The following is a 21,364-nucleotide window of genomic DNA, read 5'->3' as shown; positions in this document are numbered from 1 at the left end:
AAAACACGGAGATGTAAATGCTGAACTCAATGGTAGTCACTAACATGTTTGCAGACAAGAGCTTGCGTTCGAAAGGGGGTGGGAAATGATAATCGCCCCCATCCTGTATTTGGTTGACGCGTATCGGCAGGATCGAGAGATTCCATGGAGCGCAATCGACTCCATGGACATAAGCTCGGACTTACTCGAGCCTGAAGAGCACCGACGAGTCATCGCGTCTCGTTTGCGTCGTGTCCAGGGCGGACTATCCCCTCTGACACTACTGCACCGAGCTGTTGATCGCATGGGATTGAGCCGAGATCTCGACTCACGAGTGTCCGGCGATAACTCGCTGGCATCGCTGATCGCGGCGATAAAACGCCTAATCGACGAGCAAGAGCACGAGTAGCGAGCGATTCAAGGCCAACGGGACGGTGCCTTCAAGATCTATGGGGGCACTGCGGTCACACGTTCGCTGACACTCTTGGTCACCCTAAGGTGCAGGCGCGACGCGTCTGCACCTTCCTCTTTCCTTTAAAAGTTCACCACAAAACGCGAGGCCAGCTACGCGTTTTAGATATTCGGAGATAATAGCTTTGAAAAACGATCAACCAAATTCGGGTGATGGATCTCATGGAGAATCGCCCGTCATTCCCATCCAATCACTTGGCAGTCCCAAGCCTATAGACGAGGCAACTCCTGATCCATTCAATCCAGCAGCATTGCGATTGAGCAACGCGGATTCAGCTGGACTCGGTGTGAAGCGGGTGATTACCAGCATTCGCGTAGGAAAACCGAACAAGCAGGAGTTTGTCCGGGTGCACCCGAGCGAGGATTACCGTATCGATACGACGATACTCGAGGACTTGCACGATCGAGAGTCCTATCTCGTCGCTCCCACGCTATGGAGCGAATTGGCGGGCGAGGTCAAGCCCGTACGGTTAGTGACTAGCGTGACACGTCATGGAACGTTGTTTTTGTGGCCAGGAACGCTACCACCGTCGGAGGGACGCACCAACCGCTGGCATGAATCAATGCTGGAAGCGCAGGTCCTTGCAGTTAAGACATGGATTCGTGTGCAAAGTGATATGGCAGCAGGCGAATATGCCGTCTTTCGAGCTACATCGCCGCTGTCCGAACCTGAGTGGGGAGAGCTGACGTTCCCCGAAATTCTCAAACTGGCATTTGGCGGTAGGTTCATCGATTCGATGGACCACCCCATTTTGCGTTCGCTACGTGGAGAGGTGTAGTAGTGAGCGATTGGCTAAGCCGATTTGACGCGGTTTGGTCGATTGATTTTGAATTCTCTTGCCCACCAGGTGAACGGCCACGTGTCGCTTGCATGGTGGCAAGAGAGTTTCATTCAGACAGGATTGTCCGCATCGGGATAAAAGAACTCGTGTCACTCGACAGGCCCCCGTTCAAAATGGATGAAAGCGTCTTGTTCGTCGCCTATTTTTCCTCCGCCGAATGGAGTTGCTTTCTTTCGCTCGGATGGCCATTGCCCGAACGAGTACTTGACCTGTGGTGTGAATTTAGAAATTTGCTCAACGGAACCCACCCTACTGCCGGCTTCTCACTCTTGGGATGCCTTGCCTATTTCGGTATGGATTCAATCAACACGACTGAAAAACAAGCGATGAGGGAGCTTGCAATGAGCGGCGGCCCTTATACCGAGCAGCAGATGGAGTCGCTGCTCGACTACTGCCAATCAGATGTCGACGCGTTACACAGGCTGCTGCCCAAGATGATGCCAAGTATTGACTTTCCGCGCGCCTTGCTTCGAGGACGATATATGTGTGCAGTAGCGAAAATGGAACATGTCGGCATCCCGATCGACATGCAAATGCTTTCTTTGCTTCGGCGGCAATGGGAGGCTATACGCGAAGGGCTTATCGAATCAATCAACGGACCATTTGGGGTTTATGAAGGGCAGTCGTTTAAGCGTGATCGGTTCGCGACCTACTTGACACAAAACGAGATCCCATGGCCTCGCACGGAACGAGGACAGCTTCGACTCGACAATGAGACATTCCGCGAACAGGCAAAAATGTTCCCGCAAATCAATCCACTACGGGAATTACGGCATACGCTGAGCGAGCTTAAATTGGAGAAACTCAGTGTAGGAGAAGATGGTCGCAATCGCACATTGCTACGGCCGTTTGCCAGCCGTTCTGGACGAAACCAGCCGTCCAACAATCAGTTTATTTTTGGCCCATCGGTCTGGTTGCGTAGCCTTATTCGACCCGAAAAAGGAACTTCGATCGCATATGTTGATTGGTCGCAACAAGAATTGGGCATTGCAGCAGCCCTTTCGGGCGACAAGGGGCTTCAAAAGGCGTACGACAGTGGCGATCCCTATTTGGAGTTTGCAAAGATGGCCGGTGCAGTACCGACCAACGCTACCAAGCAATCGCATTCGGCAGAGCGGACTGCATTCAAGGTCTGCATGCTCGCAACTCAATATGGGATGAGTGAGCACGGTTTAGCGAAGAAGCTAAACAAACCTCTTGCTTTCGCTCGGAATTTGCTGCGTCAACATCGTGAGGCTTTTCCCGTGTTTTGGCGATGGTCTCAGTCCCAGGTGGATTCGGCGATGCTGAGCAAAAAACTACAAACGGTATTTGGATGGACGCTGCGGACAGTCGGCGGCGACAACGCCCGTTCATTAGCAAACTTTCCCATGCAAGCCAATGGTGCCGAGATGATGCGACTTGCGTGCTCGATGGCAACCGAAGCAGAGATTCGAGTTTGCTGCCCCGTACATGATGCGATTCTCGTCGAAGCACCAACGAGTGAAATCGACGACGTCGTGAAGAAAACGCAAAGCATAATGCGAGAGGCGAGTCGGCTCGTCCTCGACGGTTACGACTTGGAATCAGATGCCAAGGTCATCCGGTATCCCGACCGATATGCGGACGAAGGCCGCGGAACAGCGATGTGGGAGAAGGTGATTGGTCTGGCAAAGGAGTCAGAGCGATCGGCACAAGTTGTCTCAAGCTAAGGCACGGGATGTCCCACCTGTTCTTCTAATTACTTATATCTGCTTACTAATCAATACTAGAGTTAAAGGAGAGTTATGGATCTGAGCAACTACGCGATCAAGCCAGGAGGGAATCAAAACAAGGGAGCAGAGAAGCAAAACCCTTCTGGGTTCAAGAAAACAACAAAAACGCGATCGATAGCGGAGGATGTCCCAAGACATTTACCCGGGGAAAGTTTCATCAAGGGACCAATTCCCTTTGAGTGGATGCGGGCAGCAGCCACATGCGGCGGGCGTGGCACGGAGGTAGGCCTCCTGCTTTGGTACGTCGCGGGATGGCAACGAAAACGCCCAATGGAGCTGTCAAAGTCTATTTGTGGACAATTTGGTGTGCACACGAAGACCGCCAAACGCGTTCTGGTGCGAATGGCCGAGTTGGGATTGATCGATGCCGAATTCCATCGGGGGCGAGCACCCCGCTTCACTCTGAAAAGACTTTCTGAGTCACCGGTAAATACTGAAAATAATTGAACATCTGACAAACCGTACCGCCATGTACCCCCGGAAACCGTTTCCCATGACACAACGTAAGGAATTTACTGCAATGACAGCCGAGTTGAATAAATCTGCAACGAACCAGCGCCCCAGGACCAAGAAGGAGATAGCGGCGTATTTCAGTGTTAGCGAGCGGACGATAGATCGCTGGCTACTCGAAGGCACACTGCCTAGAGATGCAAAGGTCGTGATCGGCGGCGTCGTTCGCTTTAACATGGATGTGCTCGAACGACACATGAGAGAACGATCCGAGTAGAACGCATGACCTGCGAACATATCGTCAAATGATTTGCATTTACAAGATTTGCGGCGATCGCATCTGATCATGATGTACATCGCTGCTGGATGAGCGGTTGTAGCCAATGCATCCAAGAACCGCAACCGAGCCTCGCGTGTCTGCGTGAGGGGCTTCTTTGAACGCTCGCCAGTAATCGATGTTGGCGAGCGGTAGAAAGTGTCCTTAGCCGGCATCTAGGCTTAGCGATTAGCAGCCCGGGCCGCAGCGAGGCTATGGTTACTACTTTGCATTTTGAAACAACATGGAGACAACATAGTGGCATCGATTATCCTGAAGAAAAACAAGAGCATCGAAATTCGGTTTACGAATTCCAGTGGCAAAAAACAAAGCATTTACCCGGGGAAGATTGCCAAGCGAACCGCTGAATCGATGGGGCGCAAGATCGACCACATTGTCAGTCGGCAGATTGTGCGTAGCGAGCCCGACCGAGACGTGACTGAATGGCTCGCGGATCTGCCGGACAAGCTCTATAGAAAGCTCGTCAAGAAAGGACTCGCGCCGCCGCGGATTGTTGCAGTGCCAGAACCGGAACCGGATCTGGCACCGACGATCAAGCAGTGGACCGACGATTATATTAAAAAGCACCCTGGCAAACCGAGTACGATCGAGCAGCTGAAAATCACGGCGAGAAGTCTGTGCAGGAAGTTCGGCGATGATCGACGTATTGACGCCATCAACGCCGGTGACGCAGAGGATTATCGAAAATGGCTGCAAACCGAAGGGAATGAGCGAAGGAAATTCAAATTTCCCCTAGCAGAGGGAACTGTTCGGCGGCGGATTGGGCGGTCGAAACAGTTTTTTAAAGCTGCTATCAAGCACCAGATTATCACGCAGAATCCATTCGCTGACGAGGCATCTGCGGTAAGTGGAAATCCTAATCGGCTTTTCATGGTGCCAGCCGACTGGATCGAGGAATGCATCCGAAAGGCTCCCTGCGAAGATTGGCGAATTATTTTGGCATTTGCTAGATACGCGGGAATGCGTAGTCACGAGACGCGAATCCAAAAGTGGGAGGACATTGATCTTCCCAACAACGTGATGATGGTGCGAAGCCACAAATCGCCGCCAGTCCGCCGATGTCCAATTTTTCCGGAGTTAAGGCCGCACCTGTTGAGAGCAAAAGAGTACGCCAAAAGCGGTGCCGAGTACGTTCAGAGCCGGTACGCTAGCGACGCAAACATCCTCACCACGATGGAAAAAATCGTCACGCATGCAGGTTATACTCCTTGGCCGAAGTTGATGCAGAACCTTCGTGCGACCCGCGAAACGGAATTGTTAGCCCATTACCCTTGTAAGGACGTGACGAGCTGGCTTGGGAATTCACCCGCGGTTGCCAACAAGCATTACGCAATGGCAATGCAATCGAGTTTCGATCGAGCAATCACCAACGGCGCCAAGATCGTCGGCGTAACGTCTACCCCGCCAGCCGAAAAGAAGAGGCTTTCAGACGAGGAGGTGGTGGATTCAGAAACACCACCAAATCCACCACCGACGGTGCAAGATAAGGGAAGAGAATCGGAGACAAGAAATAGGGTGGATGAAGAAAACCCCGCAAATAACTGGTTATGTCTTCAATCGGCTCTAGCTGACTTGCCCTTAAGCTGCCCCACTAGGACTTGAACCTAGAATAACAGAGTCAGAATCTGTCGTGTTGCCAATTACACTATGGGGCAGTGTTGACGCGGAATGGGCGTCGAGACAGTAAACGCAAATTCAAATGCTGTGATTTGGATTTACCTCCTCGCGTCGCCTTTTTCTGCAGCTGCGATGCTCATCATAAGCGAAATTGCTTTCTTCGCTACTGCTGGCTGCTGTGCTTATTTGGATCGTTTTTTGATTCGCAGTCAAGATGGTGTTCCGATTCCTTCGTTGTTGTTTGGCCTCTATTGGCATAGAATGTGCTTCCGGCGCCACCCGCAGCGAGAACTTGACAACGATTGATGTGGGAAAACCGTGACGAAACGCCAGCGATCCTGGTTTACCGGTGCTGGTCGACGGGTGATCGCTCGTCGTTGTCCCACCCTTTGCTTTATTCGATTCCGAGGCATTTCCTATGGCTTTCTTGTCGACAAGTTCGATCGGAGATGACGGCAGCGCAGAACGTTTTCGTCTGCAAGATGGCGAGACTGTGATCGGCCGGCACCCGGATTGCCATATCGTGGTCGATGCGGGGGCGGTCAGCCGCTATCACGCCAAGGTGGTGCAGCGTGATGGCGACTTCCTTGTCGAAGACTCCGGCAGCCGCAATGGCACCTTCTTGAATGGGCAATTGTTGTCCGAGCCCGAGGTACTGCGGGAAGGAGACCGCGTTCGCATTAGCGATGTGGAGCTGGTGTTTCATCAAGACGCGGTGCCTGAATTTGCCCAAGACCACAATTTGATGACGTTCGATGGATCGAACTTTGGCATCATGATGGTCGAGGACGCCGAGGCCGAGAAGATCAGCTCATCAAAAGTCGAATTCCGCAGCAGCAGTGAAGGGCTGAAGTTGTCGGCAACGGCTGAGGCGAAACTCGAAGCGTTGATGCGAATCAACAGCAACCTCAGCAATGCATTGGGGCTCGATGAGGTGCTTCCCAAGGTGCTAAATAGTTTGTTTGACATTTTTCCGGCGGCCGACCGTGGTTTTGTCGTGATGGAAGACGCTAACGGCAATTTGGTCCCCCGTTGGGTCAAGACACGGCAAACGCGTGATGAAAGCGAGACGGTGCGGATCAGTCGGACGATTATTCGCGAAGTGATGAAGACCGGCGAAGCCATTTTGTCGCTCGACGCTTCCGAAGACACGCGGTTTGACAGCAGCCAATCGATTGCCGATTTTTCGATTCGCTCGATGATTTGCGCTCCGCTGATCGATGGCAGCGGCCAATCATTTGGTGCGTTACAAATTGATTCGCTGAAAGGCCGCGGGCAGTTCCGCGAGGAAGACACGGATTTACTTAGCGGGGTGGCGGCCCAAGCCGGGGTGGTGATCAATAATGCTCGCTTGCACGAGCAAGCGCTGCATCAACGCGAAGTCGAACAAGATCTAAAATTGGCGACCGAAGTTCAGCAGGCTTTCTTGCCACAATCTCCCCCAGACGCTCCGGGATATCAGGTTTGCAGTTTTTATCAGGCCGCGAATCATATCGGTGGCGACTACTTTGACTACATCCATTTGGCCGACGGGCGTGTGGCGGTGGTCGTGGCCGATGTTGTTGGTCACGGTGTGGCGGCGGCGATGTTCATGGCCAAGTTGTCTGCGGAAACACGGTTTTGTTTGGCAAGCGATGCCAATGTCGCTCAAGCGGTGGAACGGCTGAATGATCGCATGAGCCGGTTGCATGTTGAACGCTTTGTCACGTTCTTGTTGGTCGTGATCGATCCGACCAGCGATTCGGTGACCATCGTCAATGCGGGCCATATGGCTCCCGTCGTGCGGCTCGCTCGAGACGGGAAAATTGTCGAACCGGGCGAAGAAGAATCGGGATTGCCGATCGCGATCGATGACGGAATGTCGTACGAATCGGTTGAGTTTCCCATGGCGGTCGGTGATGTCGCCGTCTTGTACACCGATGGGATCAACGAGGCTATGGACGAAGAGGACAACGAATTCGGTATCGACAAGGTCCGTGAGTTGACAGCGATTGGTGGCAGCGCCGAAGAGATCAAGGACCGCTTGGTCAAAGCGGTGCTGGAGCATGTCGGCGAGGCTCCGCCGTTTGACGACATGTGTTTGGTCGTGATCGAGCGTCTCGCCGCCGCGGGGGAAACGGTCACTGGACTAACCGATACCGCGGACCAGGATATGGTGGGGCAATTGGCGGATGAAGACACGGGATTCTAAACCATGAACGATTCGCAGACTCGATACGTTGTGCACTTTCACGGTCAAGTCCAAGGCGTTGGTTTTCGCGCGAACGCACTTTCACAAAGCAGAGGACTCCGCGTGCGTGGGTTTGTGCGAAACCGCCCCGATGGATCTGTTGAATTGGACGTGGTTGGTGCTGAATCCGAACTGCGGGAATTGTTAAAACGGATCGACGAATCGATGAAAGGCAACATCGATGACACCGTGATCGAAACGTTGCCGGCCGAAGAGCGTGCGGACGAGTTTCGGATTCGATATTCCTGACCGCAGCGGGGATTTTATGAAGACACGACGGTCGTTCGACCCCCACGCCCCTTTTGATAATGAACGAGCTTTGATGAAACGCGACCGGATCTATTCGTTGCCGCACGACCGTGTGGGCAGCTTCGCCTTTGACGAACAAGTGGTCGAGGTGTTTCCCGATATGATTGCGAGATCGGTTCCGGGCTACGCGTCGATCTTGGCGATGATCCAACAGTTGGCTGCCCGGTTCGCTCAGGCGAAAACGAATGTCTACGATTTGGGATGTTCCCTCGGTGCCGCCACTTTATTGATTCAGCGGCAAGTGCCGCAGGACTGCGTCATTCACGCTGTCGACAATGCTCCGGCGATGGTCGAGCGTTTGCAAATGAAGCTGCAACACAGCGAGCGACAAACCGGGGTGGCCGAGGTTCGCGTGCATCAAGCGGATGTGTGTCAATTCCCGATGACCAACGCCTCCTTTGTGGTGCTGAATTTGACGCTTCAGTTCATCCCCAAGGATCAGCGAGCGGCTCTATTGACCGCGATCGCGGACGCCATCGTTCCCGGCGGCGCGTTGTTGCTGTCTGAAAAAATTTGTTTCGATGATCTCGGACAGCAGTCGCTGCTAAATGATCTGCACCATGACTTTAAACGGGCCAATGGGTACAGTGATCTCGAAATTGCCCAGAAACGTACTGCATTAGAAGATCGTTTGCTGCCCGAAACCATGCAAACGCACATCGATCGACTTGAAACCGCAGGTTTTGATTGTGTCGCGCCGTGGTTCCAGTGCTTCAACTTTGCCTCGATTTTGGCAGTCAAAGCGGAGTCGGCAGCGTGACGTTACTTGATCGAGAGCCACTTTTTGAGCAATTGTGTCGTCAAGGTTTAGCCGATTGGGCAAGCGAATTGCGGCAACTTTGTAGCGAGCGATTTCATCCTTCCAAACACGGTAATCTGGAAAAATGGAAATCGGCGTGGCAGTCGCTGCCGGATTGCCAGGACGCGACGATCGATGCCAGCGGCGACGCCGTAGCGGTTCACGGTTCGCTCGCCGAAGACGTCGCCAATACCGATTCGCTAACATCGACACTGATGCAGATGCATCCTTGGCGGAAAGGCCCCTTTGATGTCTTTGGCGTTTCGTTGGATACCGAATGGCGATCGAATTTGAAATGGGATCGGCTGGCCGAATCGCTCGACTTTCGCGGCAAAGCGGTCCTCGATGTAGGGTGTGGAAACGGCTACTACGGATGGCGGATGATCGATGCAGGAGCCGAGTGGGTGCTCGGATGTGATCCGTATCTTTTGTACGTGATGCAGTTCGAAGCAATCCGTCGCTATGCGCGACAACCCGAGAAACACTTTATTGTGCCATTGGCCGACACCGATCTTCCCAGCCAACTGCAAGCGTTCGATCTGACGCTATCGATGGGCGTGTTGTATCACCGCACCAGCCCGATTGACCACCTGCAAACGCTGGCGGAAACCCTCAAGGTTGGCGGACAAGTGGTGGTCGAGACATTGGTGATCCAGTCGGATGCGGCCGAGGTACTGGTGCCCGAGGACCGTTATGCCAAGATGCGAAACGTTTGGTTCATCCCATCGGTCCCCATGTTGATTCGGTGGTTGAGTCGGACTGGTTTTGAAAATATCGAAGTCATCGACGTGTCCCCGACCACACCCGCAGAACAGCGGGCAACCCCGTGGATGACATTTCATTCGCTCGTCGATTTCTTGGATCCCGTCGACCGATCACGCACAGTCGAAGGGTACCCGTCGCCGGTTCGAGCGATCGTTAAGGCAACAAAGTCCTAAGTCGTCATTTTTCCCGCGATCCGTGACGCGTCAGCGGCCGGGTACCTGCGGACCACGGTCAGCAAACTGAATTTCGTAACGAGCATCAAGATCCGCTGCATCAATACGAATGCGGTCTACGGATGATGTTGCTTGGTGATTTCCAACATGGCCTCGTGCAGTTTGCCATTGCTGGCGACAAGGCTAGTGGTTTCCAGCGGCAAATCGGCACCCTTGGCGTCGCTGACTTGGCCGCCTGCTTCGGTGACAAACAAGCGTCCCGCCGCAAAGTCCCAAGGGGAAAGTTGGTATTCAAAAAAGCCGCCGAATTGACCGCAGCCGACTTGGCAGAGATCGAGCGACGCGGTGCCGAAGCGACGAATGCCGTGGATGTCCTGGCCGAAAAAGTCTTCGATTGCTGCGAGCGTACTTCGCATCATGTCGCCACGATCGTAATAGAATCCGCAACCGATCAAAACTTTGCCTAAACTCTCGGCATTACAAACGGATGCTGCGACGCCGTTGATCGCCGCCCCGGAACCCTTGATTGCCGTGAACATCTCGTCACGAACTGGATTAAACACCGCACCGACAACCGGTTCGCCGCGGTGATAATAGGCAATGGAAACGGCAAAATGTGGCAAACGGTGCGCGAAATTATTCGTACCGTCCAAAGGATCGATGATCCACAAATGTTCGGCATCGGTGGCGCCACCGGCGAGCGATTCTTCGCCCAACAATTCGTGGTCGGGATAGCGGGTTCTCAGAAAGTTCGCAATCGCTTGTTCGCTTTCCAAGTCTGCGTCACTGACCAAATCATAGGTCTTGCCGCCCGATTCGGACTTGTCGCGGATCGTCACGCCATCGCGGAAATAGCGAAGCAGGATCTCGCCACCCGCACGTGCTGCACTCGTGGCAGATAGTAAAAGTTCGTTTCGGTCGAGCATCAGTTGGTCTCAGTTGCGAAGAAACAGTGGAACGAGAAACTACATTACCAAGGGAACCCCGGATTACCGAAGCCCCCAATCACGAGACCACGCGACAAGTTTGCCGGTTTTTCGACGGTTCGTTTGCCTGGTAACCTAGCGGAAAGGGGATGCCAGCGATGATGAAGTCAGACAAGGGAGGGGCCAAATGAAAATTTCCGCCGTGACGATCGTGACAAAACGGATGGTGACCGCGGTTCGTTTTTATCAGCAAGTGGGGTTTGAACTGCACCGTGGTGGCGAGAATGCGAGATTCAGTACGTTTCGCGTGGGCGATCATCATTTGAATTTGCGTCTAGCCGACGCGGACGAACCGGCAGCGAGCAGCACGCTGATCATCTTTGCTGTTGATGATGTTGACGAAACGTACCGCTTGTTAGTCGAGCGTGGGTTGCAGCCCGAATTTGCCCCACGTGATGCCGTTTGGGGTGAACGCTATTTCCATATTCGCGATCCCGACGGACACCCAATTAGTTTCGCCGAGCCATTGCAGTAGGCCCCCGCGGTCGCATCGTCATGCCTCCCTGCATGAATGGTTCTGCTTCGCAATCAACGCTTCGCAATCAGCGATGACCTCGGCAATCGCTTAACGATCCACCATTCATGCCGAGCGAAGCGATTGCATCGGAATGATCCGCAGCGCCAACAAACGCTCGATCGCCATTGCACCGCGACCTTCATGGACCACACGTTGTAGGTCACTTCTACTAATCATCCCTACAACCGATCCGCCGCTGGACACTAGGAACTTTTCCAATGAGTGGTTGCACAGCCATCCCAAGGCACTTTTTGCGTTCCATTGGCTGCTGATGATCGGAAGCGAGCGAACGTCCGGAAAGTTAGGGCCGGGCTGGTTTCGCAGCCTCGCTTTGACCGCATCGACGGATTCGTCGTTCGTGGGCGGCACGCCAGCCACATCGTGCCGATCCGGCATGTTGGCCATCATTGCTTCACCACGCGCGGCAAGGAAGATAAATCCAGCAATGAAGACCAGCATCAAATTGCCGCTGATCAACCCGAGCAATCCGAAGCCGACTGCGGTGATTTGGCCTACGTTCGCGGCGATCCGAGTTGCCGAGGTGTAAGGCATTGTCATCGCCAGCAGCGATCGCAACACGCGGCCACCGTCCATCGGGAACGCAGGCAGCATGTTAAACAGCACCAACGCAACATTGACGACCGCCAAGCGGCTCAAGAACGAAGTGGTGGCGCCGGCGGTGGGATCAACGATCGCAAAGCCAATGAAAATCGCAGCTGCAATCACCACGTTTACCGCAGGGCCCGCAACGGCAATTGCCAATTCATGCACCGGTCGACGCGGCATCCGCTCGAGACTGGCAACGCCTCCGATCGGCAGCAACGTGATGTCTCGCGTGGGAATGCCAAAGCGGCGTGCCATCAACGCGTGTCCATATTCATGAAACAGCACACAGGCAAAAATCGAGAGCACGAACAGAACCGAAACCGTCGCGCTAGCGACGCCAAGCCCCGCAGCCAAACTCGAAAAATAGATCCACAGGGGGACGAGTAAAAACGTCCAGTGAATGCGAACGTCGATATCGGCGAATCGCCCCAAATGCCATGAACCCCTCATCTATCAATCTCCTCGAAAAAGGTGAACTCAAGGCATTTCATAGATGCATACGCTGTGCCAATGTACTGAGACTGCCAATTCGGCGGTGAATATCGGTCTACAGTTCACTCTGTAACTACTGCATCGGGGAAACAGCACCCCAGTGGGGCAATTTGCCTCGATCACTACCACCACGGTTGGTGGTTCGAAAGCAGTTTGGCGATTGGGACAGTCGAAACGTGAAACGGGAGTCAGGGACGAGGCGGCGGCAAATGCAGCCAGCATGTCATGCGGCGGGCAATCCATTGCCGCGGAGCTCTTGGATTGCCTCGTAGGCAGCAATCGGAGCGGACAGTCGCGGTTCAACCCCTTCGAGCGTTTCCATCACTTTTGCCACCACGTCGCGATGTTTGCCATGTTTGCGAATTTCCTTCAAGGCATGGTGAGCGACTTTATAGAACGACCCTGAGCGGCTCGAGTGCGTCAGTCCGCTAAGCACAGCCTGCAGTCCCTTTTCACCCATTTCAGCGACACCTTCGGCGGCGACCCAGGCAACGTCGTGGTCGTCGTCGCCCATCGCATGAACCAAAGGCAACGCGGCGACGGGGTCTCCGATCTGCGACAATGCCTTTGCTGCTTCCCAGCGGACTTGGTGCCGGTAATCGACTAATTCGGCAATTAGGGCTTCGGTCACCTCGCGACTCTCTGCTGCGACCAACGCGTTCCGAGCTTTCTCGCGAGCCACGCCATCATCCGAAGCAAGTTGTTTGATGGCCGAACTGATTTCATTCGTCTTCATTGTTTGCTGTTCCTGACGTTGGAGGTCGTTGGGGGCTAGGCCGGTAGCGTCAAGCAAAGCAAAAATCAAAAGACAGAGAGAGCCGATAGATTGGCGCGACCCGGCTTTGGTTCAGTATACCAAGGGAGGACGGCGAAGACCAAATTCATGACAGTGCAATGACCGACAATGGCGGATTCGTGATCGTCATCGAACCAGCTTCAAAAAGCCTGCCGCATCAAACCGGTGCTGTACCGTGGGTTCGTTTGTATCGATCGACCTTAATCGATGAACCACATGGCGGTCAGACGTAGCGATTGAAGCAATGCAGGTTTGGGAAGACGCGGTGATTCTAGGTACGCAATCTCAAGGGCACGAGGTTTGCCAATGGATTGATTGCCGTCGGCGGCTGCTGGCATTACGTTTGTGCCGATGCTCGATTTCCCAGCTTCGCTGCACCTTAACCAGCTTCGCTGCACCGCTTTCAGTGGCCACGCTATCGTGCGAAGGCGAATTTACTGTTTTCCGGCCAATATTCATCCAATTTCACTCCGAGACCGGTCCGATGAGGTTACGAAATAAGCTAGGCGTCTTTTTGCCCGCAACCGGATTTCTCTTGTTGTGCTTGGGGTTTTCAGGAGCTTGGTATGTGTTGCAATTGCAACGCCAAAACTCGCAGATTCTTGACGTCAACGTGGCGAGCATTCGGGCGGCCGAAGAGATGGAATTGATTGTTCGAGAGATGCGGCACGAATTAGGGGTGTTTTTGTTGAGCCTGGATCGAGACCATTTGGTGTCGGCGGTCAACAAACAGCAGGAAGCGACAAATTGGCTGGCTGCCGCCTCGGCCCTCACCGGTTCGCAGGAAGAGAGCGACTGTTTGGCGGAAGTATCCGAGGGGTTAGATGAATATTTCGCCAAGCTCCACCAGCTTGTCGATGATCCAATGACTGAGATTACGTTTGCGAGCGTCCGAAGACTTCAAGACGAGTTGCTTTCGCAGCGAGTCTTAGCGGCGGCGCACCGCTATCTCGATCTGAATGAAAAAGAGCTTGAGCAGAGTAACCAACAAAACCAAGCGATGGCTCAGAAATTGGCATTGGTGATGGCACTGCTCGGTGCTTGCGGCGGCGTCGTCGGGTTAGAGGCGGGCTATGGCGTTGCTCGGGCCATCAATCAATCGATGTTTCTGTTGACCGTGCCGATTCGTGATGTTGCTGGAAAGCTTGACACCGTGGTGGGACCGATCGAAATTTCGGCCGATCCGACGCTGCAAGATCTGCAATTGGTGCTGGAGAATGTTTCCAGTCGAGTGGGCGCAGTGGTCGAACAATTGCAACAACGTCACCACGAAGTGATCCGCGCCGATCAATTGGTTGCCGTGGGCCAATTGGCGGCTGGTTTGGCGCACGAGATCCGCAATCCGCTGATGTGCATGAAAACGCTTGTCCAATCGGCGCGGCGAAAAAATGATTCGGCAAATTTGAATGCGACCGACTTGGCGGTTTTGGACGAAGAGATCACTCGCGTGGATCGTTTGTTGCAAACGTTTCTCGATTTTGCGCGTCCCACACCATTGCAACGTGAGCCGGTCGAACTTGCTCCGATCGTGCGACAAACGCTTGATCTTGTCGCCAGTCGTGCGACGACACGGCAAATTGAGATTGAGTGTAGAATGCCCGCTGAACCGATCACGGTCCAGGGCGATGCAACCCAATTGAGGCAAGTTCTATTGAATCTGCTGCTCAATGCTTTTGATGCGGTTGCGAACCAGGGCCAGATCACGGTTGAGCTGCAGAGTCAAAAGGGCGAGCAGTGCGGGGGGGAACTTTCATCGGTTGCAAACGATTGGGTATGTTTAAGCGTGGCGGACAATGGCTGCGGGTTACCAAACGCACAGCGAGCTCGTATCTTTGAACCTTTCTTCAGCACGAAGGATCCCGGCGTGGGACTTGGGCTGGCCGTTTCGAAACGAATCATCGAAGCTCACCAAGGCGATTTGTCGGCCGAGGATCGAGATCCTGCAGGGACCGTGTTCAAGGTGATGTTGCCGCTGTCCGGCGTGCTTGCGGAAACTCGATAGTCGATCTTATTGCTGTTGGAATTTGAAGTGTCAAAACTGCTAATCATTGATGATGAACCCAACCTGCTGTACTCGCTCAAGAAAAGCTTGGAAACCGATGAACTAGAGGTGATTACCGCGGCGACCGCTGAGCAAGGGATTGCGGCTTTTGAAACCCATCGCCCCGATGCTGTCATTTTGGATGTGCGGCTCCCGGACATGTCAGGGCTGGATGCCTTTAATTGTTTGCATCAGCTTGAATCGCGAATTCCCGTCATCATTATCACCGCGTTTTCGACAACGGAAACGGCGATCGAAGCCATGAAGCGAGGTGCATTTGAATACCTTCTAAAGCCGGTTGAGTTTGATGAATTGGTTTTAACCGTTCAACGCGCCATCGAGATGCGGCAATTGGGGCAGGCGGCGACAACGTTTTCAGTCCCGATAGACGGGGATGCAACGGCGGAACAGATCGTCGGTCGTTCGCCTGCGATGCAAGAGGTTTACAAGGCGATTGGACAGGTCGCTCCCCAAGACGTGAACGCGTTGATTTTAGGCGAGAGCGGAACCGGAAAAGAGATGATTGCACGTGCGATCCTACAGCACAGTCGCCGCGCCGATCTCCCTTTCTTGGCCATCAATTGTGCTGCGTTACCGGAAAATCTGCTTGAAAGCGAATTGTTTGGTCATGAGCGTGGGGCTTTTACGGGGGCTGAAAAACGCCGGGTAGGAAAGTTTGAACAAGTCGACGGGGGGACGATCTTTCTCGACGAAATTGGCGATATGACTCCGGCAACCCAAGCCAAAGTGTTGCGGTTACTACAGGACGGAAGTTTTGAACGCGTCGGCAATAACGAAACAATCCAAGTCGATGTGCGTGTGATCGCGGCCACGAATCGAAATCTTTTGGAAATGGTCAAAGCGGGCGATTTTCGCGAAGACTTGTACTATCGGCTCAGCGTGTTCACGATCCAATTGCCTCCGCTGCGAGAACGTGTTGAGGATATTCCGATCTTCGTCGAACATTTCGTCAAACTGTTCAACCAAGAATTGCGAAAGCAAGTCCGCTCGATTGCTCCGGATGCAATGTTACAGCTGAAGCAATACTCTTGGCCAGGAAATGTTCGCGAACTGCAAAGTGCGGTGAAGCATGCGTTGGTGCGAAACGTGGGTGAGGTTTTGACACTCAATTCACTGCCGCAATCGTGTCGTGGTGAAACGTCAACAGCCCCAGCGACGGGGCCTTCGAAATTAGATGCGGCCAATCTTCAACAGTTTGTCAATGAACTGCTTTCAGAAGAGCAACCTAATCTGTATCAAAAATTGCACAATGAAATCGATCGAATTGTATTGCCCGAAGTGCTAAGTCATGCCGGAGGAAACCAAGCCCAGGCCAGCGAGATTTTGGGAATCGCGCGGAGCACGTTGCGAACGAAAATTACGGACTTGGGATTGACGTTCGAAAAACGGCTGAGACCGGAAACGGAACATCAAGATTGATGTTCCGGATATTTCAAACACTTTGTGTGATTACGCCAATACTCGTAACACAGTGAAGCGACGTCGACGGCCATTCGCATCGTCCACAACGATTTCGTCGCCCACGCGGCATCCAAGAACTTGGGCGCCAAGTGGCGACAAGATGGACAAATCGTTTGCCGAATAGCCGGCGGCATCGGGGTAACAGAGCCACTGTTTGATGACTTCGCCGGTCGTTTGGTCTTGTAGATAGAACGGCGAATTCATTGACACCAATTCGCCCGATACCTGGGACGCTTCGACACTCGCAGCACGCTGCAATCGGTCGCGTAGCAAACGCTGTGCGTCGGCCGAGGCGTGATTGCAGACCTGAGGATCATTTAGTAGTTCCGTGATCTTCGTGCGATCGCGAGTGGTCACCGTGTACTTTGTGGCGACGGATTTCATGGCGTGTTTCTCCACTGCGGGTCATCTTCCTCGGAAAGTTCCGGCGCTTCCGCAAGAGCCATTTCCGGAATGTATCGATGAGAGATCTTTTTGACCCGACGGTCTTGTCGTGACTTCACTCGCTTCGTCATTGCATAACCAGCACGCCGAATCGCTTTGGATACCGATGCCCCGACGCTTGCGCCTGTTTCTGTGACCACCACCGTTTCCGCTCCGTTTAACGTCACGACAAGTCGACATTGTTTACAGACGCCGCCGCGTGGACCGTTGATGTCGTCCAGACACACCGACACTTTTTGTACCCACCGGTCAAGTCGCTGGAAAGATTGCTGCAAACGTGATTCGATGTAATTGCGAAGCTTGTTGCCTACTGCGACTCGGTTACTGCTGATTACTAACTTCATCTGGCGAGTTCCTTGAACGTGGAAACAGAGAAACGATCTTCGAACGAAGCGGTGGACACGCATCCTCGACTCGGGATGACAAAAGAGGAATTAGTGAAGCAGTCGCCACCACACGACCGCTCCTAATGTGATACAGCCGCTGACCAAAATGGACAGCGTGACTCGGAACGTTCGCAGTCGCTGATCAAATCGGCTACTGCGATCCATCGATATCAATATTTTACTCCGATCGATTGCGCTCGTGTTGAATTCGCCGGGGGCGGGATCGTTTTCTGTTGCCTGCGGTTCGGAGGTGCGAAAGGCAGCCTGGAAGGGGATGTTGGTTTTTGTGCCGTCAATTTTTTTTTGATAGTTCACATCAACACTCTCTGACGATTCACGCCTGCGGACGATGCCGGGCATCACAATCGATCTAATCGTTTTCGAAGGAACAGGGGTAGGAACATCGTTATGCGAGCAATTTGCATGTCTTATCTAGTTTTTTGCGGGAAAATGATCGCATCGTCGCGGGATGGCAAAACCGCATTGCGGTTGCAAGCAAGCTCAGTAGTAGACGTTGGCAAAGAGTGTGCCAACGGATGCATCCGGATCACGCTCCATCGCATCGCCGGGGGCGGGAACGCTGGTTTTCACGGCAAAAAGAAACGAGATCCTCCGGCGATTTTTAGGGCTCGGTAGGCCTGACAAAGCCGCAGACGAGGGGGCGACAAAATGATGCTGCGCCGGATTAACAGTCGCCAAGGTTGAAATTTGGACTTCGCAAAAAATTGTGGTCCGAGCGAATTACAGGCGGGAAATCCCACTTCGGCGTTCTGCGGATGAAGACGCAAGCGGTTGTGGTGACCGGTCCTCCACGCTGTGGTTTTCAATTAAAATCGTCGTTCACCGCATTGTCAGTGGGACGCATTAGACAAGGGAAATCGCTTGTCCTTTGTCATCAGGATCGGCGATGCGGCTCGCCCCCCTTTCAGCAATTTGTTCACGATAGGAATTCAACATGCTTCTCTTCACTGTGGATCGGTCGACCGCGGGTCGCTGGCGATCGGTTCGTCCATTGCGTTGTCTGATTTGGATAGCGCTGTTTGGTCTGTTCGTTTCGGCGGTTCCAGTAACGTTGAGTGCTGCGGATCCAGAACGTCCGAACATTGTCTTGATCATGGCCGATGACATGGGGTTTTCGGACATCGGATGTTATGGCGGAGAGATAGAAACGCCGCACCTGGATCGTTTGGCCAGGGGTGGTTTGCGTTTTCGCACCTTTTACAACAACGCAAAATGCGAGCACACCCGCGCCTCGATTTTGACGGGGCGTTGGTGGCATCATGTGGGAGCGTCGCCCACGGTTCACTACTCGGATGCGACGTTTGGCGAACGAATGCGCGAGGCGGGCTATCGAACGTTGATGACGGGAAAATGGCATGCGGGGCAAACGCCGTTTGAACGTGGGTTTGATCGCTACTACGGGCTGACCGATGGTTGCTGTAATTTTTGGAATCCTGGACATGCGAGGGACGGCGAACCGGAGCCAGCGAAAAAGCGAGTGCGTCGCTGGGCAATTGATGACCAGGAGTTCCTGCCGTTTACACCAGAGTCGAAGGGCTTCTATACCACGGATGCCTTCACCGATCATGCGATTGGTTATCTCGATCAATACCAGGACGAATCTAAGCCATTCCTGTTGTACCTCGCCTACACGGCGCCTCACTATCCGATGCACGCCAGCAAAGAGGATGTCGCGAAGTATCGAGGCAAGTACAAGGCGATCGGCTGGGACGATTTGCGAGTGCAGCGTTTTAAGAAACAGCAATCGCTCGGGGTCTTACCCGCCAATGCGACGTTGTCACCACGCGACGCGCAGTTGCCGGCTTGGGATTCGATCCCTGCCGAGCAGCGGGATCACTGGGATTTGCGGATGGCCACCTATGCTGCGATGATCGATCGATTGGATCGCAACATCGGCCGCGTGCTGGCCAAGATTGACGAGCTTGGCGAAGCAGAAAACACCGTTGTCTTTTTCTTGTCCGACAATGGGGCCTGCGAAGATTCCGCCGATCGATCGACTGTCGAGGGAGCCATGCCGTGGGAGGTCACGAGTTACTTGACGCAAGGCCGGGTGTGGGCCAATGCCTCGAACACACCGTATCGGAAATACAAAACGACGGACTACGAAGGCGGCACGCGGACGCCCATGATCGCGTATTGGCCAGGCAAGATTCAAGCGGGATCGGTCACCGATCATGTGGGCCATCTCGTCGATTTCACTCCCACGATGTTGGATTTAGCAAACGTCGAAGTGCCCGATCGGTTAGCAGGGCACTCGCTGGTTCCCACACTGCACGGCGAAGCGAGCGAGCGTCCTTGGCCGCTGTTTTGGCAGTTTGGGAAATATCAAGCGATCCGTGATCGCGATTGGAAATGCATCCGCCGCGTTAACGGCGACTGGGAGCTTTACGATCTGCAGTCCGATCCCACCGAAACGGTAAATCGGGCGACCGAGAAACCGGAGTTGGTCGAGCAGATGGCCGCCGCTTGGGAAGCATGGTGGGCGACGAAGCCCCAATAGCCGAAGGTGGGGCGAGAATCGTGAAATGTTTTGCGATGCGAGCATTCGGATGGCGGAACGAGCGGATGACGGAGCGTGCATCGAGAATCAAGACGTGAATAAATGAGAATCGAGGCGTGAATAAAAAACGTCGCTCGTGCCAATGCGGGCGACGTTCTTTCGATTTTTCGCGAAACCTTTACCTCAATTCCTGGGTTAATTCTTGAGGTAACTGGGGATGGTATCCCCAACTGTCGTTGAGACACTAAACTAACACCTAGAAGACTCAATCTCGTTCCTTTTAATCTCAACAGGCTGGTTTGGCTGTAAGCGATTCGACCGCGATGCGATATCAACAGTCCGATCCGGACGTTCGTTTGATGCTGCGCGTTCGCGACGATGATGCGGGAGCCTTTGAGGAATTGGTACGTCGATATGAGGCAAGATTGGTGCGATTGATGCACACGCTCGGTCCTAGCCATGAATTGGCAGAAGACTTAACGCAAGAAGTTTTTCTGCGTGTCTATCGTGCGCGGAAACGCTATGAACCGGGAGCAAAGTTTTCGACTTGGCTGTTTACGATCGCCGGTAATGTGGCACGTAACTCGGCACGCACGATGTCGCGTCGTCGCGAAGTGAGCGAAGTCGATGCACCACGCAGCCAAGATGCACCTAGCAACGCCCAATTGCTGGCCTCCACCGCACTGGATGCCAGCGGGTTGATGCCGGCACGTGTTAGCGAAGGCAGTGAACGTGCCCAGATCGTGCGTCAGGCGGTCGAATCGCTGAGCGAGCGGCAACGGATGGCTTTAATGTTGTCGCGATTCGAGAGCATGAGCTACGCCGAAATTGCTGAAACGATGGATCTCACGCCCAAGGCGGTGAAGTCGCTGCTGAGTCGAGCGAGAGTCAACTTGAAAGAAATACTGCAACCTTACATCGACTCGGGACTCATCCCCAAGGAGGTGGGCCCATGAGTTTGAAACTGTTGACCGATGATGCACCGCTGGATCCAGACGACGAATTGCTCGTCGCCTATGTCGATGGGGAACTGGATCATGAATCACGGACACAACTCGAAGATCGATTGTTGGACGACGAAGAGCTGCGACGACGACTGCAATCGTTGCAGCAAGGCTGGGACTATTTAGACGATTTTCCTGCGGTGACGCCGTGTGAAAAACTGGTCGAATCGACGCTTGAGTTAGTCGTTTCTGATATCGTCAAACCGACCGCGGACACATCGGCTTCGCGAGCGCTCGTCAATCGGTTCCGATGGCCGCTAATCACTGCGGGATTGTGCGTGTTGGGCGTTTTGGCAGCTGCGGCGACGATCTATGGAATCCGTACATCACGCTACCAATCGCAGCTAGAAGATCTGGCGATCG

The 21,364-nt window shown here is 53.7% G+C and carries 22 protein-coding genes, 1 tRNA gene and 1 pseudogene; 16 read left to right on the top strand and 8 right to left on the bottom strand.

The window, feature by feature from the left end; all coding sequences use genetic code 11:
• Positions 1-85 precede the first annotated feature (85 nt).
• The 6 genes from RMSM_RS16365 (at position 86) to RMSM_RS37840 (ending at position 5,435) form a co-directional block, all read left to right on the top strand.
• Entirely contained in the window at positions 86-388 is a 303-nt protein-coding gene (locus RMSM_RS16365; RefSeq protein WP_040767436.1) for a hypothetical protein, read from the top strand.
• A 187-nt stretch (positions 389-575) separates the two neighbouring features.
• Positions 576-1,229 carry a hypothetical protein gene (locus tag RMSM_RS16360; RefSeq protein WP_008698382.1) on the top strand — a complete coding sequence of 218 codons (654 nt, stop codon included), beginning with the start codon at positions 576-578 and terminating at the stop codon, positions 1,227-1,229.
• A gap of 404 nt (positions 1,230-1,633) precedes the next feature.
• Positions 1,634-2,983, top strand: coding sequence for a DNA polymerase (locus RMSM_RS16355; RefSeq protein ID WP_236622169.1), 1,350 nt, complete (start codon positions 1,634-1,636; stop codon positions 2,981-2,983).
• Between the two features lie 75 nt (positions 2,984-3,058).
• Positions 3,059-3,493: a hypothetical protein gene (locus RMSM_RS42670; RefSeq protein WP_040767434.1), complete on the top strand. Its 435-nt coding sequence runs from the start codon at positions 3,059-3,061 to the stop codon at positions 3,491-3,493.
• A 73-nt stretch (positions 3,494-3,566) separates the two neighbouring features.
• Positions 3,567-3,773: a helix-turn-helix domain-containing protein gene (locus RMSM_RS16345; RefSeq protein WP_008698376.1), complete on the top strand. Its 207-nt coding sequence runs from the start codon at positions 3,567-3,569 to the stop codon at positions 3,771-3,773.
• A gap of 474 nt (positions 3,774-4,247) precedes the next feature.
• A complete protein-coding gene (locus RMSM_RS37840; RefSeq protein WP_236622168.1) occupies positions 4,248-5,435 on the top strand; it encodes a tyrosine-type recombinase/integrase in 1,188 nt (395 codons plus the stop codon).
• Here RMSM_RS37840 and RMSM_RS16335 read toward each other — a convergent pair.
• Positions 5,417-5,488: transfer RNA gene (locus tag RMSM_RS16335), tRNA-Gln, on the bottom strand. The two genes, RMSM_RS37840 and RMSM_RS16335, sit on opposite strands and share 19 nt — an antisense overlap.
• A gap of 380 nt (positions 5,489-5,868) precedes the next feature.
• Between RMSM_RS16335 and RMSM_RS16325 the strand changes: the two genes are divergently transcribed.
• From RMSM_RS16325 to cmoB, 4 genes are all read left to right on the top strand, one after another.
• A complete protein-coding gene (locus RMSM_RS16325; RefSeq protein WP_008698373.1) occupies positions 5,869-7,641 on the top strand; it encodes a SpoIIE family protein phosphatase in 1,773 nt (590 codons plus the stop codon).
• Positions 7,642-7,644: 3 nt separating this feature from the next.
• Positions 7,645-7,929 (top strand): acylphosphatase, encoded by a 285-nt coding sequence (locus RMSM_RS16320; protein ID WP_008698370.1) that lies wholly within the window; start codon positions 7,645-7,647, stop codon positions 7,927-7,929.
• A 73-nt stretch (positions 7,930-8,002) separates the two neighbouring features.
• Positions 8,003-8,749 carry a carboxy-S-adenosyl-L-methionine synthase CmoA gene (gene cmoA / locus RMSM_RS16315; RefSeq protein ID WP_008698368.1) on the top strand — a complete coding sequence of 249 codons (747 nt, stop codon included), beginning with the start codon at positions 8,003-8,005 and terminating at the stop codon, positions 8,747-8,749.
• Positions 8,746-9,726 carry a tRNA 5-methoxyuridine(34)/uridine 5-oxyacetic acid(34) synthase CmoB gene (gene cmoB / locus RMSM_RS16310; RefSeq protein ID WP_008698366.1) on the top strand — a complete coding sequence of 327 codons (981 nt, stop codon included), beginning with the start codon at positions 8,746-8,748 and terminating at the stop codon, positions 9,724-9,726. The genes cmoA and cmoB overlap by 4 nt, the downstream gene beginning before the upstream one ends.
• A 116-nt stretch (positions 9,727-9,842) precedes the next feature.
• Here cmoB and RMSM_RS16305 read toward each other — a convergent pair whose 3' ends face one another.
• Positions 9,843-10,652 (bottom strand): inositol monophosphatase family protein, encoded by an 810-nt coding sequence (locus RMSM_RS16305; RefSeq protein WP_008698363.1) that lies wholly within the window; start codon positions 10,650-10,652, stop codon positions 9,843-9,845.
• Between the two features lie 187 nt (positions 10,653-10,839).
• Between RMSM_RS16305 and RMSM_RS16300 the strand changes: the two genes are divergently transcribed.
• Positions 10,840-11,187 carry a VOC family protein gene (locus tag RMSM_RS16300; RefSeq protein ID WP_008698361.1) on the top strand — a complete coding sequence of 116 codons (348 nt, stop codon included), beginning with the start codon at positions 10,840-10,842 and terminating at the stop codon, positions 11,185-11,187.
• Between the two features lie 105 nt (positions 11,188-11,292).
• On the opposite strand, the gene RMSM_RS16295 is transcribed toward RMSM_RS16300, so the two are convergent.
• The 3 genes from RMSM_RS16295 to RMSM_RS41010 form a co-directional block, all read right to left on the bottom strand.
• Complete coding sequence (locus RMSM_RS16295; protein WP_144057703.1) at positions 11,293-12,285, bottom strand: site-2 protease family protein; 993 nt, start codon at positions 12,283-12,285, stop codon at positions 11,293-11,295.
• Between the two features lie 265 nt (positions 12,286-12,550).
• Complete coding sequence (locus RMSM_RS16290) at positions 12,551-13,063, bottom strand: HEAT repeat domain-containing protein (RefSeq protein ID WP_144057702.1); 513 nt, start codon at positions 13,061-13,063, stop codon at positions 12,551-12,553.
• Positions 13,064-13,323: 260 nt separating this feature from the next.
• The gene (locus tag RMSM_RS41010) at positions 13,324-13,461 is read right to left on the bottom strand and encodes a hypothetical protein (protein ID WP_160168304.1); all 138 of its coding nucleotides are present in this window, start codon (positions 13,459-13,461) and stop codon (positions 13,324-13,326) included.
• Between the two features lie 146 nt (positions 13,462-13,607).
• On the opposite strand from RMSM_RS41010, the gene RMSM_RS16285 reads away from it, so the two are divergent.
• On the top strand, positions 13,608-15,125 hold the full coding sequence (locus tag RMSM_RS16285; protein WP_063870232.1) for a sensor histidine kinase: 1,518 nt from the start codon (positions 13,608-13,610) through the stop codon (positions 15,123-15,125).
• 27 nt (positions 15,126-15,152) lie between these two features.
• Positions 15,153-16,604, top strand: a complete 1,452-nt coding sequence (locus RMSM_RS16280) for a sigma-54-dependent transcriptional regulator (protein WP_040767439.1) — start codon at positions 15,153-15,155, stop codon at positions 16,602-16,604.
• Positions 16,605-16,634: 30 nt separating this feature from the next.
• Here RMSM_RS16280 and RMSM_RS37010 read toward each other — a convergent pair whose 3' ends face one another.
• The 3 genes from RMSM_RS37010 to RMSM_RS16265 all read right to left on the bottom strand — a co-directional run bounded on the left by RMSM_RS37010 (position 16,635) and on the right by RMSM_RS16265 (position 17,791).
• On the bottom strand, positions 16,635-17,030 hold the full coding sequence (locus RMSM_RS37010) for a GreA/GreB family elongation factor (protein ID WP_008698349.1): 396 nt from the start codon (positions 17,028-17,030) through the stop codon (positions 16,635-16,637).
• Positions 17,027-17,434, bottom strand: coding sequence for an HPF/RaiA family ribosome-associated protein (locus tag RMSM_RS16270; RefSeq protein WP_040767430.1), 408 nt, complete (start codon positions 17,432-17,434; stop codon positions 17,027-17,029). The genes RMSM_RS37010 and RMSM_RS16270 overlap by 4 nt, the downstream gene beginning before the upstream one ends.
• 90 nt (positions 17,435-17,524) lie before the next feature.
• Complete coding sequence (locus RMSM_RS16265) at positions 17,525-17,791, bottom strand: hypothetical protein (RefSeq protein WP_160168303.1); 267 nt, start codon at positions 17,789-17,791, stop codon at positions 17,525-17,527.
• Between the two features lie 640 nt (positions 17,792-18,431).
• On the opposite strand from RMSM_RS16265, the gene RMSM_RS16255 reads away from it, so the two are divergent.
• From RMSM_RS16255 to RMSM_RS16245, 3 genes and pseudogenes are all read left to right on the top strand, one after another.
• The gene (locus tag RMSM_RS16255) at positions 18,432-19,997 is read left to right on the top strand and encodes an arylsulfatase (RefSeq protein WP_063870231.1); all 1,566 of its coding nucleotides are present in this window, start codon (positions 18,432-18,434) and stop codon (positions 19,995-19,997) included.
• Between the two features lie 323 nt (positions 19,998-20,320).
• Positions 20,321-20,953, top strand: coding sequence for an RNA polymerase sigma factor (locus tag RMSM_RS16250; RefSeq protein ID WP_040767428.1), 633 nt, complete (start codon positions 20,321-20,323; stop codon positions 20,951-20,953).
• A pseudogene (locus RMSM_RS16245) lies at positions 20,950-21,364 on the top strand (hypothetical protein); the annotation flags it as partial. The gene RMSM_RS16250 and the pseudogene RMSM_RS16245, both read left to right, overlap by 4 nt.

This window comes from Rhodopirellula maiorica SM1, assembly GCF_000346295.1.
Taxonomy (GTDB): domain Bacteria; phylum Planctomycetota; class Planctomycetia; order Pirellulales; family Pirellulaceae; genus Novipirellula; species Novipirellula maiorica.
The sequence above is the reverse complement of the archived record's forward strand: the minus strand, read 5'-3'. Positions and strand labels throughout refer to the sequence as shown.